General features: G+C 74.2%; 12 protein-coding genes. 10 read left to right on the top strand and 2 right to left on the bottom strand.

Going from position 1 to position 12,657, the window contains the following annotated elements; genetic code table 11:
* Positions 1 to 155 precede the first annotated feature (155 nt).
* From AC3EVP_RS04820 to AC3EVP_RS04805, 4 genes are read left to right on the top strand one after another with little or no spacing between them, the layout of a single operon-like run.
* Positions 156 to 1,613 (top strand): glycosyltransferase family 4 protein, encoded by a 1,458-nt coding sequence (locus tag AC3EVP_RS04820; RefSeq protein ID WP_435126428.1) that lies wholly within the window; start codon positions 156 to 158, stop codon positions 1,611 to 1,613.
* Positions 1,613 to 2,434 carry a class I SAM-dependent methyltransferase gene (locus tag AC3EVP_RS04815; RefSeq protein WP_435126426.1) on the top strand — a complete coding sequence of 274 codons (822 nt, stop codon included), beginning with the start codon at positions 1,613 to 1,615 and terminating at the stop codon, positions 2,432 to 2,434. The genes AC3EVP_RS04820 and AC3EVP_RS04815 overlap by 1 nt, the downstream gene beginning before the upstream one ends.
* Positions 2,431 to 3,513 carry a prenyltransferase/squalene oxidase repeat-containing protein gene (locus tag AC3EVP_RS04810; RefSeq protein ID WP_435126423.1) on the top strand — a complete coding sequence of 361 codons (1,083 nt, stop codon included), beginning with the start codon at positions 2,431 to 2,433 and terminating at the stop codon, positions 3,511 to 3,513. Before AC3EVP_RS04815 ends, AC3EVP_RS04810 begins: the two co-directional genes overlap by 4 nt.
* A gap of 48 nt (positions 3,514 to 3,561) precedes the next feature.
* Positions 3,562 to 4,191, top strand: a complete 630-nt coding sequence (locus AC3EVP_RS04805) for a response regulator (RefSeq protein ID WP_335981121.1) — start codon at positions 3,562 to 3,564, stop codon at positions 4,189 to 4,191.
* Between the two features lie 36 nt (positions 4,192 to 4,227).
* Here the strand turns inward: AC3EVP_RS04805 and AC3EVP_RS04800 are convergent, their stop codons facing one another.
* A complete protein-coding gene (locus AC3EVP_RS04800) occupies positions 4,228 to 4,980 on the bottom strand; it encodes a DUF5753 domain-containing protein (RefSeq protein WP_435126420.1) in 753 nt (250 codons plus the stop codon).
* A gap of 274 nt (positions 4,981 to 5,254) precedes the next feature.
* On the opposite strand from AC3EVP_RS04800, the gene AC3EVP_RS04795 reads away from it, so the two are divergent.
* Positions 5,255 to 6,049, top strand: coding sequence for a helix-turn-helix domain-containing protein (locus AC3EVP_RS04795; RefSeq protein ID WP_435126418.1), 795 nt, complete (start codon positions 5,255 to 5,257; stop codon positions 6,047 to 6,049).
* A 33-nt stretch (positions 6,050 to 6,082) separates the two neighbouring features.
* Here AC3EVP_RS04795 and AC3EVP_RS04790 read toward each other — a convergent pair whose 3' ends face one another.
* Positions 6,083 to 7,528, bottom strand: a complete 1,446-nt coding sequence (locus AC3EVP_RS04790; protein WP_435126416.1) for an MFS transporter — start codon at positions 7,526 to 7,528, stop codon at positions 6,083 to 6,085.
* A gap of 429 nt (positions 7,529 to 7,957) precedes the next feature.
* On the opposite strand from AC3EVP_RS04790, the gene AC3EVP_RS04785 reads away from it, so the two are divergent.
* The 5 genes from AC3EVP_RS04785 to AC3EVP_RS04765 all read left to right on the top strand — a co-directional run bounded on the left by AC3EVP_RS04785 (position 7,958) and on the right by AC3EVP_RS04765 (position 12,657).
* Entirely contained in the window at positions 7,958 to 9,940 is a 1,983-nt protein-coding gene (locus tag AC3EVP_RS04785) for a sensor histidine kinase (protein ID WP_435126413.1), read from the top strand.
* A 96-nt stretch (positions 9,941 to 10,036) separates the two neighbouring features.
* Complete coding sequence (locus AC3EVP_RS04780) at positions 10,037 to 10,450, top strand: roadblock/LC7 domain-containing protein (protein ID WP_335981128.1); 414 nt, start codon at positions 10,037 to 10,039, stop codon at positions 10,448 to 10,450.
* Complete coding sequence (locus AC3EVP_RS04775; RefSeq protein WP_335981130.1) at positions 10,447 to 10,803, top strand: DUF742 domain-containing protein; 357 nt, start codon at positions 10,447 to 10,449, stop codon at positions 10,801 to 10,803. The genes AC3EVP_RS04780 and AC3EVP_RS04775 overlap by 4 nt, the downstream gene beginning before the upstream one ends.
* Entirely contained in the window at positions 10,784 to 11,392 is a 609-nt protein-coding gene (locus AC3EVP_RS04770; RefSeq protein ID WP_335981131.1) for a GTP-binding protein, read from the top strand. The genes AC3EVP_RS04775 and AC3EVP_RS04770 overlap by 20 nt, the downstream gene beginning before the upstream one ends.
* Positions 11,389 to 12,657, top strand: a complete 1,269-nt coding sequence (locus tag AC3EVP_RS04765; RefSeq protein WP_435126408.1) for a cytochrome P450 — start codon at positions 11,389 to 11,391, stop codon at positions 12,655 to 12,657. Before AC3EVP_RS04770 ends, AC3EVP_RS04765 begins: the two co-directional genes overlap by 4 nt.

The following is a 12,657-nucleotide window of genomic DNA, read 5'->3' as shown; positions in this document are numbered from 1 at the left end:
GGTGCCGACGCCGCGCGCCCGGGTCGGGGGTGTGTGCATGATGGCAGCCGGGTGCGGGAGGGCGTGCCCCACCCCTGTACGATCTATCTGAAACTTGTTCTAGATTAGCGCGACCGGTTACGCTCCGGCCCAATCGCAGCGAGAAGGGAGCCGGAGTGACCTCTCCGTCCGGGCCACTGCGGATCGCGCTGCTGAGCTACAAGGGCAATCCGTTCTGCGGCGGCCAGGGTGTGTACGTCCGGCACCTGGCCCGCGAACTGGCCGCACTCGGCCACCGCGTCGAGGTGATCGGCGCGCAGCCCTATCCCGTACTGGACGCGCTCGGCGAGGGCGTGACCCTCACGGAGCTGCCCAGCCTGGACCTGTACCGGCAGCCCGACCCGTTCCGCACCCCGCGCCTGGCGGAGTACCGCGACTGGGTCGACGCGCTGGAGGTCGGCACCATGTGGACCGGCGGCTTCCCCGAGCCGCTGACCTTCAGCCTGCGCGCGCGCCGCCACCTCGCCGCCCGCCGCGCGGACTTCGACGTGGTGCACGACAACCAGACCCTCGGATACGGCCTGCTCGGCCTCGGCCTGCCGCTGGTCACCACGATCCACCACCCCATCACCGTGGACCGCCGCCTGGAGCTGGCCGCCGCCCCCGACCTCCGCAAGCGGATGTCGGTCCGCCGCTGGTACGGCTTCACGCGCATGCAGAAGCGGGTGGCCCGGCGGCTGCCGTCGGTGCTGACCGTCTCCGGGTCGTCGCGGCAGGAGATCGTCGCGGACCTCGGGGTGCGGCCCGAGCGGGTGCACACGGTGCCGATCGGCGCGGACGCCCGGCTGTTCGCGCCCGACCCGTCGGTGGCCGAGGTGCCCGGGCGGATCGTCACCACCTCCAGCGCGGACGTGCCGCTCAAGGGCCTGGTCTTCCTCGTCGAGGCGCTGGCGAAGGTCCGTACCCAGCGGCCCGACGCGCACCTGGTGGTCGTCGGCAAGCGGCCGGAGCGGGGGCCGGTGGCCGACGCCGTCGCCGCCTTCGGGCTGGCCGACGCGGTCGAGTTCGTCAAGGGCATCAGCGACGCCGAGCTGGTCGACCTGATCCGCAGCGCCGAGGTGGCGTGCGTGCCGTCGCTGTACGAGGGGTTCTCGCTGCCGGCGGCCGAGGCGATGGCCACTGGCACCCCGCTGGTGGCCACCACCGGGGGCGCCATACCGGAGGTGGCCGGGCCGGACAACGAGACCTGCCTCGCGGTGCCGCCCGGTGACGCGGGCGCGCTCGCCACCGCGCTCGAACGGCTGCTGGCCGCACCGGAGTTGCGGGCGCGGCTGGGCGCCGCCGGGCGGGCCCGGGTGCTGGAGCGCTTCACCTGGACGCGTGCGGCCGAGGCGACCGCCGAGCTGTACCGGGCGGCGATCGCCGCGCACCCGGGGCCGGTTCGGGCGCCGCTGCCCGCCGCGGGCCGTACGCATAGCGCCGCGGACGCGGGCAGGAGTACTCCTGCCGGCGCCGACCCGGCGGCAACTCCCGTACCGGGTGCGGCCGCCCCGCCCGGTGCGGCGGCGGACGGCCGGGACGGCGACGACCGGGACACCGCACATCCCTCAGACCCCGTGGGGAGCAACCGCTGATGCTGACCGTCGACTTCACCCGTTTCCCGCTCGCCGCCGGCGACCGCGTCCTGGACCTCGGGTGCGGGGCCGGGCGGCACGCCTTCGAGTGCTACCGGCGCGGCGCGCAGGTCGTCGCGCTGGACCGCAACGGCGAGGAGATCCGCGAGGTCGCCAAGTGGTTCGCGGCGATGCGCGAGGCGGGGGAGGCCCCGGCGGGCGCGTCCGCGCTGGCGATGGAGGGCGACGCGCTCCAACTCCCGTTCCCCGACGAGAGCTTCGACGTCGTGATCATCTCCGAGGTGATGGAGCACATCCCCGAGGACAAGGCGGTGCTCGCCGAGATGGTCCGGGTGCTGCGGCCCGGCGGCCGGATCGCGGTGACCGTGCCGCGCTACGGCCCGGAGAAGATCTGCTGGGCGCTGTCCGACGCCTATCACGAGGTCGAGGGCGGCCACATCCGCATCTACAAGGGCGACCAGCTCCTGGACCGGATGCGCGAGGCGGGCCTGAAGCCGTACGGCACCCACCACGCGCACGGCCTGCACGCGCCGTACTGGTGGATCAAGTGCGCGGTCGGCGTGGACAACGACCAGGCGCTGCCGGTGAAGCTGTACCACAAGCTGCTGGTCTGGGACATCATGAAGAAACCGCTGGCCACGCGGCTCGCCGAGCAGGTGCTCAATCCGGTGGTCGGCAAGAGCTTCGTGGCGTACGCGACGAAGCCGCGGCTGCCCGAGCGGGCGGCTGCCGCGGAAGCGACGACGGGCGCCGGGTCCGCCGCCGGCGCCGGGTCGGCCGCCGACTCCGGGTCCGCTGTCGGCGCGGACCGCGCGAAGTGACCTCGCCGAGCCGCGGGCAGGGCCGCCGCACCGAGCGGCTGGAACTGCCCGGCGTCCTCACCGCGGAGCAGGCCCGGCGGACGGTCGCCGCGATGGCCGCCGCGCAGCGCAGCGACGGCGCGATCCCGTGGTTCCGCGGTCACCACCTCGACCCGTGGGACCACACCGAGACCGCGATGGCCCTGGACGCGGCCGGCGAGCACGACCGCGCGGCGGCCGCGTACGACTGGCTGGCCCGGCACCAGAACCCCGACGGCTCCTGGTACGCCGCCTACCACGACGGCAGTGCCGACCAGCCCACTGACCTCGGCCGCGAGTCCAACTTCTGCGCCTACGTCGCCGTCGGCGCCTGGCACCACTACCTCGCCACCGGCGACGAGGCGTTCGCCGAGCGGATCTGGCCGACCGTGCACGCCGCCGTCGAGTACGTCCTGGCGCTCCAGCAGCCCGGCGGGCAGATCGGCTGGAAGCGCGAGGCGGACGGCACCGCCGTCAACGACGCGCTGCTCACCGGCAGTTCGTCGATCCACCAGGCGCTGCGCTGCGCGCTGGCCCTCGCCGAGCACCGCCGGGAGCCGCAGCCGGACTGGGAGTTGTCGGCCGGGCTGCTCGGCCACGCGGTGCGCCGCCACCCCGAGCGGTTCCTCGACAAGTCCCGCTACTCCATGGACTGGTACTACCCGGTGCTCACCGGCACCCTGCGCGGGCCGGCCGCCCTCACCCGGATCGACGCCGGCTGGTCCCGCTTCGTGGTCCCCGGGCTCGGGGTGCGCTGCGTGGACCCCAACCCCTGGGTCACCGGCGGCGAGTCCGCGGAACTCGCCCTCGCCCTCTGGGCGGTCGGCCGCACCGACGACGCCGTCCGGGTCCTCGCCGACATCCAGCACCTGCGCGCCGAGGACGGCCTGTACTGGACCGGGTACGTCTTCGCCGACCGCGCGGTGTGGCCGGTCGAACGCACCACCTGGACCGCGGCCGCCCTCCTCCTCGCGGTCGCCGCGCTGGGCGGCGAACCGGCCACCACCGCGGTCTTCGCCGCCGACGCCCTCCCCACCGCCCTCCCGTCCCCCTGCTGCTGACCGCTCCTCGGCCCGGCCTGGCCCGCCGCCACGCCCTACCCTTGGGGGATGAGCGACGGGAATGGGGCGCGGGCCGTCCGGGTGCTCCTCGCCGAGGACCAGGGCATGATGCGGGGGGCGCTGGCGCTGCTGCTGGACCTGGAGGACGACATGGAGGTCGTCGCGCAGGTCGGGGCGGGGGACCGGATCGTGGCCGAGGCGCTGGCGGCGCGGCCGGACGTCGCGCTGCTGGACATCGAACTGCCCGGGCGCAGCGGGCTCGACGCGGCCGCCGACCTGCGCGGGCAACTGCCGTCCTGCAAGGTGCTGATCCTCACGACGTTCGGCCGGCCCGGCTACCTGCGGCGGGCGATGGAGGCAGGCGCGGCCGGGTTCCTCGTCAAGGACGGCCCGGTGGAGGAGCTGGCCGGCGCGATCCGCCAAGTGCTGCGCGGGGAACGGGTGATCGACCCGGCCCTGGCGGCGGCAGCGCTCAGCGCCGGGCCCAGCCCGCTGACCGCCCGCGAGCGGGACGTCCTCAACGCCGCGGCCGACGGGGCGACCGTCGCGGACATCGCCCGGCGCGTCTTCCTCTCCGAGTCCACCGTGCGCAACTACCTCTCCGCGGCCATCGGCAAGACCGGCACCCGCAACCGCATCGAAGCCCTCCGCTCCGCCCGCCAGCACGGCTGGCTCTAGCCGCGCCTTCCGCGACGGCGGTGGCGGGTCGGGGGCTCATGACGCGGGGTTCTTCGTGGTTCCGGCTGCGGTGTGCTCGGTCAGGAGGGTGCGCAGGAAGGTGAGCGACTCGGTCGGGGTCAGTGCGGTGTCGCGGAGCAGGTCGTAGGCCAGTCGCAGCGGTTCGACCTCTTCCGGCTCCTCCAGGACGTGGCTGCCGCAGCTGCTCGGCGCGTACGCGACGGTGCGCCCCTGCGGGAGGTAGACCAGCTCCAGGGAGCCGTGCAGCGGATGCGGCCCGGTGTCGAACGGCACCACGTGCAGGGAGACGCCCGGGAGTTGGGCCATCTCGATGAGGTGTTCCAGCTGCCGGGTCCAGGTCTGCGGGTCGCGTGCCTTCCGGCGCAGCACGGCTTCGTCGATGAGGGCCCGGTAGTGGACCGGGTCCTCGTCGGTCAGCCGTTCCTGCCGCGCCAGCCGCCCGGCCACTCGCGCGTCGGCCTGCTGGGGGCTTCCCGTGCGTGCGGCCCGTACCTGCTCCTCCGCGTACGCGCGGGTCTGGAGGAGGTCCGGCACCGCGCTGAGCGCGTACTCCTGGATTCCGGCCGCCCCGGCCTCCAACGGCCCGAGCCCGATGAACGGCTGGTCCTTCGTCTCCCGTTTGGCCAGGTGCCACAGCCGCACCAGCAGGTCCCCGGTGCCGTAGACCTTGTCCAGCGCGGCGGCCGCCTGCACGGTGCCGAGCCGCTGGCCCCGCTCCAACCGGTGCAGGTACGACTGCTCGTACAGACACAACTCCGCGAGCTGCACCAGCGTTTACCCCGCCTCCTGCCGCAGGCGCGCCAGCTCGCTCGCATACCACTTCCGCGCTGACAGACCCTCCCAGTCGGCGCTCTTAGCGCCACCGTCCTTGCTCATCGCGGACCTCCTGCTGCTCGTGGACGCCGAGTGCGCCGTTGAAGGGGAGGTCACAGAATGTCGTTGATCCCACGCTCAAAGCGACGACACTTGGGGTGTCATTCCGGCGTCATCAAGGGCGTCATTCGGGTGTCATTCCGACCCGCGGCGGACTACCGTGACAGGCATGACGACAGCGACTCCGAACAGCACGCTCCGGGCCGTCCGCATGGGACTGCTCATGAGCCAGGACGAGTTCGCCCGCGCGTTGCGGGCAGCGGGGGAGCGCGCCGGGCAGCCCAACGACGCGAGCAAGCGGCTGGTCCAGCGCTGGGAGGCAGGTACCACCGCGGCTCCCCGTCCTGTCTACGCCCGCGCGTTGGAGTCCATCACCGGCCTGCCGATCGAGTCTCTCGGCTTCGCGCCGGCGATCCCTCAGGCGCGCGTGGTGGAGGACGGCGACGGCGGCCACGACGTCGAACCCGCGCGGCCCGGCGGCACCGCTCACGCCACGACGCCCGGCCGCGGGCGCGCCCCGCAACCCGCGCCGACGGGCAACTACAGCGGGGTGTGGCTGAGCCGCTACGAGTACTACTCCAGCAGCCGCGGGAAGACGTTCACCGGGCTCCACCACGTCGTCGTGCTCCAGCACGGCAACCGGCTGACGGTCCGCAGCATCCCCGGCTCGTCGGACTCGACCCTCACCGTGGACCTCACCATCGACGGGAGCGTCGTCACCGGAACGTGGGTGGAGCAGACGGCCGGTGACAGCTACTACCGCGGTGCCCGCTACCACGGCGCCATCCAGATGCTGGTCGAACCGACCGGGCGCCGTATGGCGGGCAAATGGGTCGGCTTCGGCAAGGAGATGGACATGAACACCGGGCCATGGGAACTGACCTTCGAGGACCCGTCGACGAACAAGGCCACCCTCGCCCGGTTCGCCCGCCTCCCCGGTGAAGCTCCTGGCACCGCCGAGTAGCGAGGGACACCGAGGGGCCGGACTCTGGTGCGGCTAGGCGCGTTTCGGGGTGGGGTTGGGGAGGAGGGGGATCAGGCAGGTGGCGGTGGCGACGAAGGCCGCGGCGATCAGGAAGGCGAGGCCGTAGCCCGAGGTGAGGGCGTGGGCGGGGTCGGCGCCGTGGGTGCGGCGGGTGGTGAAGCGGTCCGCGGCGGCCGTCGCGAGGATGGTCAGCCCGAGGGCGCCGCCGAGTTGCCGTGAGGTGTTGAGCAGTCCGGAGACGACGCCCTGCTCGCCCATGGCCACCCCGGAGGTCGCGGCCGCGGCGATCGGCGTCATCAGCAGGCCCGCGCCGAACATCGTGAGGATGCCCGGCCCGAGGATCGTCCCGGTGAAGCTGCCGTGCACGGTGAGCGTGCTCTGCCACACCAGCCCGGCCGCCGACAGCACCCCGCCGGCCGCGCCCACCAGCCGGGCGTCCGTCCGGCTCATCAGGCGCGGCGCGAGCTTGGAGCCGACGATGATCGCCACGGTGTGCGGCAGGAACGACACCCCGGCGCGCACCGGGCTCCAACCGAGCACGTTCTGCATGTAGAGGGAGAGGAAGTACCAGGTGGAGAAGGTCGCCGCGCCGCACCCGAGCAGCACCGTGTTCGCCGCCGACACCGACCGCACCCGCAGCAGCCGCAGCGGCATCAGCGGCGCCACCGTACGCGCCTCGACCAGGGCGAAGGCCGCGAGTAGCAGCGCGCCCGCGGCCAGCGGCAGCAGCGAGCGCACCGAGGCCCAGCCGTAGGACTCGCTCTGCGCGATGCCGTACGCCAGTCCGGCCACGCCCGCGGTGACCAGTACCGCGCCCGGCACGTCCAGCCGGCGGGCCCGCTCCGCGCGGCTCTCGGTCAGGCAGAGCGCCGCACCCACCAGCACCAGGGCGCCGACGGGCACATTGACCAGCAGCACCCACCGCCAGGACAGGTAGTCGGTGAGCAGCCCGCCGACCAGGCCGCCGGCCGCGCCGCCGCCGGCGCCGACCGCCGTCCACGTGCCGATCGCCCGGGTGCGCTCGGAGCCCTCGGGGAAGGACGTGGTGAGGATGGACAGCGTGGTCGGCGCGAGCACCGCTGCGCCCAGGCCCTGCACCGCGCGGGCACCGACCAGCATCCAGGCGTCCTGCGCCAGCCCGCCGGCCAGGCTCGCCGCGGTGAACAGGCCGAGGCCCACCAGGAAGGTGCGCTTGCGGCCGAAGAGGTCCGCGGCCCGCCCGCCCAGCAGCAGGAACCCGGCGAAGGTCAGCGCGTAGGCGTTGACCACCCACTGCTGCCCGCCGTCGCCCAGGGACAGCGCCGAACGCATCGACGGCAGCGCCACGTTGACCACCGACACGTCGAGTACGACCAGGAACTGGCCCGCACACACCATCGCGAGCACCGCCCACGCGGGAGCTGCCGCACGGCCGCCGGTACGGGAGGTGGGCGCCCGCCGCCCCAGGAGTTCGCTCATACGACCATCCTCCCGGCTGCCCCGCCCCACGGCATCGGGATTTCGACCTACCCGCGACCTACGCCCGACCTACCCCCGACCTACGCCCCGCGCCACCCCCAACCCGCGCACGCGCCGGCGCCAGAAGCCGCGAACCCACCCGCTGGACCTATCGCACGGTGACGACAGCAGCCGAGCATTCCTCGAAAACGTCGCCCGAACGGGGGACTTGCCGAGCGGGACGCCTGACGACCGGCCGCCGCGGACCATCATGAACGCTGGCCCGCACCGCAGTTCGGCCCGATCCGGCGCGGCGCCGACCACGGATCAGCACGGGCATGGCACGGGCATGGCACGGGCACGGACCGTCCCCGAACCGCACGCGCCCGCCGCCCGCAGGCTCGTCGCCATACCTCCGACCGATCACGAGGACCGACGAAGGACCGCCAGATGCCAGATCGTTCACCCGCCGGCCGCCCGGCCGGACCGCACCCGCTCCCCGGCACCCCGGCCCTCGCCCTCGGGGCGGCGGCGGTCTGCGCCCTGGCCTGGGCCGTGCTCACCCTCGGCGCACCACGGGAGGCGCGCGGCTGGGTGCAGACGGTCTCGATCGGCTACGGCGTGCTGCTGGTGGCGGCCGTGATCTGGGCCGGCAGCGCCTCGCACCGCCGGCACCGCACGGCCGACCGGCTCGCCGCCGCCGACAGCAGGAACGCCGACCTGCGCCGCAAGGCCACCCAGGCCGAGGCGTTCGCCGACGGCCACCAGCGGCAGCTGGCACGGATGGCCGCCGACGCGGACGCCGTCGCCGCCGAACTGGCCGCCGCGCGCGCCGAGACCGAGCAGTTGCGGGTCCGCCTGGAAGCGGCGGCCGCCGACGCGGGCGTCCTGGCCGACACCGCGATCCCGCGCACGGTCGAGATGCTCGGCTCCGGCGCCTCCGCGGCCACCGCGCTGGCCGCCGCCCCCGCGCTCGCCGACCCGCGGCACCGCCGGGTACTTGAGGTCTTCACCGCCGAACTCGCCGGCGCCGCCCGGCTGCGCGCGGCCACCCTCGCCGCGTGCGCCAACGCCGCGGGCCGGGTCCAGGCGCTGACCACCACGATGATGGCCGACCTGCGCGAGATGGAGAACCGTTACGACGAGGACGTCCTCGGCGACCTGCTCAAGCTGGACCACGCCACCGCGCAGGCCGGACGGCTGGCGGACAGCATCGCGGTGCTCACCGGCGGCCGGTCCGGGCGGCGGTGGACCAAGCCGATCGTGATGGAGAGCATCCTGCGCGGCGCGATCGGCCGGATCAGCGCCTACCAGCGGGTCCGGCTGCACTCCACGTCCACCGCCGCGGTCGTCGGCCACGCCGCCGAGGGCGTCATGCACGCGCTCGCCGAACTCGTCGACAACGCCACCCGGTTCTCGCCGCCCACCGAGACGGTGCACCTCTACGTCGAGGAGCTGACCACCGGCGTGGTGATCACCGTCGAGGACGCGGGCCTGGTGATGAGCCCCCCGGCGCTGCGCCGCGCCCAGCACGCGGTCTCGCACGACCCGCTGCGGCTGGGCACCTTGTCGGGCACCCGGCTCGGCCTGGCCGTCGTCGGCGGCGTCGCCGGGAAGTACGGGCTGACCGTCAACTTCCGGCCCTCCTCACGCGGCGGCACCGGGGTACTGCTGCTCATCCCGCAGCACCTGATCACGCGGCCGCGGGAGGAGACACCCGCGCACGGTACGCCGCAGGAGCCCGCGGAGCGCGAACGGGACCGGGACCGCGGCGCACCGCGTACGGCGGTGCCCGCGGCGACCGGTCCGGCCGCCTCCGGCGAACCGGTGATCGGCCCGAGCGGACTGCCGATGCGGCAGCCCGGTCACACCGCCCCCACCGCGCCCCTGCCGGTGCCCGCGCCCGCCGAGGGCACCGCCTGGTCCAGTCATCCGCCGGCCGGCCCCGATACCGGCACCGAAACCGAAACCAGCACCGCCGGGACGTTTCCCCACGCGCCCGAGCCCGTACCGCAGAGCGGGACCGTACCCGAACCCGCCGCGCCCCCCGCGGCGGACGACGACCTGTTCGCCCTGCCCAAGCGGGTCCGCGGCCACACCCTCGCCGCCGCCGAGCACGCCCTGCCCGGCCAGGGCCGGCCCGGCCGCGACGAGCCCGTCCCGCAGCCGGCCACCGGCAACATGGGCGCCCGCTTCGGCGCGTTCGTCGCCGCGGGCAAACGCCGGCGCGAACAGACCGCCCGCACCCGCGCCGCCGAGCCCCAGCAGCCCGCGGGACCGCAGCCCGCCGCACTCCAGCACGCTGAGCCGCAGCAGCACGCCGAGCCCCAGCAGCACGCCGAACCCCAGCACGCCAAACCGCAGGACGACCCGTACGACATGCCGCACGGCGCGCCCCACGACACCCCGCAGGACGGCACCCCCTCGCCGTAGGACCTGCGCGCCCAGGCACCCCCACCCGTCAGCGTCAGGACAACAGATTGGAGGAAGGGGCCCGCGACCCGCACCGCCGGGTGGACCTCGACCGCGATGCAGACCACCGACCGCAACCTCGACTGGTTGCTGGACAGCCTCCTCGACCGCACCCCGGGCAGCCGGCACGCGCTCGTGCTCTCCCGCGACGGCCTCAAGATGAGCTGGTCCACGAGCTTGAACGTCGACCAGGCCGACCAGCTCGCCGCCATCGCGTCGGGCATCCAGAGCCTGTCGCACGGCGCGTCCGTGGAGTTCGGGGACGGCAGCGGCGGGGTGCGGCAGTCGATGACCGAGTTCCACGGCGGCCTGCTGGTGATCGTGGAGGCCGGCGAGGGCGCGCACCTCGCGGTCGTGGCCGCGCAGGACGCCGACGCCGGCATGATCGGCCACAACACCAGCGAACTGGTGGAGCAGTTGAGCGACTACCTGACCGCGCCACCGCGCAGCCCCGCCGAGGAGCCCGCGTGACCCGCGCGAGCGTCGGCGGTGAGGACCCCGACCGGCTCTACACCGTCACCGGCGGCCGCAGCCGCGCCGACGACGACCGGCTGGACCTGGTCGCCCTGATCGTCAGCGAGTCGCAGCCCACCGCCGGGATGCAGTCCGAGCACGCCGCGATCCTGCGGACCTGCCGGCGCCCCACCGCGGTGGTGGAGCTGTCCGCGGACCTGCGGCTGCCGGTGAGCGTGGTGCGCATCCTGCTGGCCGACCTGCTGGACACCGGCATGATCACCGCCCGCCACCCCCGTACCCGTGCGGGCGCCCGGCTGCCCGACTCCGACCTTCTGAAGCAGGTGCTCGTTGGACTCCGCAAACTGTGAACCGCCCGCGCGCAGGCCGCTGGCCGACACCGCCGACGAGGGACTGAAGATCGTGATCGTCGGCGGGTTCGGGGTCGGCAAGACCACCATGGTCCGCTCGGTCAGCGAGATCCGCCCGCTGAACACCGAGGAGACGATGACCCAGGCGGGCGTCGGCATCGACGAGGCCGCCGGCGTCGACGGCAAGGCCACCACCACCGTCGCCTTCGACTTCGGCCGGATCAGCCTCAACGCGCGCATGGTGCTCTACCTGTTCGGGGCGCCCGGCCAGCAGCGCTTCTGGTTCCTGTGGGACCGGCTCTTCGCCGGCACCCTCGGCGCGGTGGTGCTGGTCGACCCGCGCCGGGTCGCCGACTCCTGGTACGCCATCGACCGGCTGGAGCACCACGGCCTGCCGTTCGTGGTGGCCCGCAACAGCTTCGGGCCGCCGGTGCACACCCTGGAGCAGATACGGGACGCCCTCACCCTCGACGACGCCGTTCCGCTCATCGACTGCGACGCGCGCGACCGGGAGTCCGGCAAGACCGTCCTGATCACGCTCGTCGACCACCTCTACGCCCTGTCCCGTGCCCAGGAGATGGCCCAGTGACCGACCACGCCCCCGCGGGTGCCGCGCTGTCCGCACCGCCCGCGCACTGCCCGGCCCCCTTCGGCGCCGTGGCCCTCGGCGGCCTGGAGTTCCAGCAGACCCCGGCCCGGCTCTACCAGGAACTGCGCCGCGCCCACGGCCCGGTGGCGCCGGTGCTGCTCGACGGCGGTGTGCCCGCCTGGCTGGTGCTCGGCTACCGCGAACTGCACTACGTCACCTCCAACGACGAGTTGTTCGCCCGCGACTCGCGCCGCTGGAACCAGTGGGAGGCGATCCCCGCGGACTGGCCGCTGCTGCCGTACGTCGGCTATCAGCCGTCGGTGCTCTTCGCGGAGGGCGCCGAGCACCAGCGGCGGGCCGGGGTGATCAGCGACGCGCTCGCCGAGGTCGACCAGTTCGAGCTGAAACGGCACTGCGAGGAGGTCGCCGACCGGCTGATCAACGCGTTCGCCGGGCGCGGCCGGGCGGACCTGATGGCCGACTACGCGCACCGGCTGCCGCTGCTGGCGGCGGTCTGGATGTGCGGGCTGCCGGAGGCGCAGACCGCCGACATGGTCCGCGACCTGACCACGTCGCTGGACGCCGCCGAGGGCGAGGACCCGGTCGCGGCCTACCTGCGGGTCCAGCAGCGGGTCCAGGCGCTGCTGGACCACAAGCGGGTGCTGCCCGGCCCGGACGTCGCCTCCCGGATGCTCGCCCACCGCGCGGGGCTGGCGGACATGGAGATCGTCCAGGACCTGGTCACGGTGATCGCCGCCGCGCAGCAGCCGACCGCGAACTGGATCGGCAACGCGCTGCGGCTGATGCTCACCGACGACCGGTTCGCCGTCACCCTGTCCGGCGGCCGGGGCAGCGCGGGCCAGGCGCTCAACGAGGTGCTGTGGGAGGACACCCCGACGCAGAACTTCATCGGCCGGTGGGCCACCCGCGACACGCAGCTCGGCGGCCGCCAGATCCGGCAGGGCGACTGCGTGCTGCTCGGCCTGGCCGCGGCCAACACCGACCCGGAGGTGCGGCCCGACGGGCCGGCCGGTGCCGCCGGCAACAGCGCGCACGTCTCCTTCAGCCACGGCGAGCACCGCTGCCCGTACCCGGCGCCGGAGTTGGCCGAGGCGATCGCCGGGACCGCGGTCGAGGTGCTGCTCGACCGGCTGCCGGACGTGGAGTTGTCGGTGGAGCCGCACGAGCTGGCCTGGCGGCCGTCGATCTGGATGCGCGGCCTGGAGCGGCTGCCGGTCCACTTCACCTCCGCGTACGTCGGCTGA

It is taken from the genome of Actinacidiphila sp. bgisy144 (assembly GCF_057708105.1).
Note: the sequence above shows the minus strand (reverse complement) of the source record. Positions and strands in the feature narration are given on the sequence as shown.

What these genes read in the sequence shown, in the direction of transcription:
- AC3EVP_RS04815 (WP_435126426.1), top strand. Translation starts at nt 1,613, where the DNA reads ATGCTGACCGTCGACTTCACCCGTTTCCCGCTCGCCGCCGGCGACCGC.
- AC3EVP_RS04805 (WP_335981121.1), top strand. Translation starts at nt 3,562, where the DNA reads ATGAGCGACGGGAATGGGGCGCGGGCCGTCCGGGTGCTCCTCGCCGAG.
- AC3EVP_RS04795 (WP_435126418.1), top strand. Translation starts at nt 5,255, where the DNA reads ATGACGACAGCGACTCCGAACAGCACGCTCCGGGCCGTCCGCATGGGA.
- AC3EVP_RS04790 (WP_435126416.1), bottom strand. Translation starts at nt 7,528, where the DNA reads ATGAGCGAACTCCTGGGGCGGCGGGCGCCCACCTCCCGTACCGGCGGC.
- AC3EVP_RS04785 (WP_435126413.1), top strand. Translation starts at nt 7,958, where the DNA reads ATGCCAGATCGTTCACCCGCCGGCCGCCCGGCCGGACCGCACCCGCTC.
- AC3EVP_RS04780 (WP_335981128.1), top strand. Translation starts at nt 10,037, where the DNA reads ATGCAGACCACCGACCGCAACCTCGACTGGTTGCTGGACAGCCTCCTC.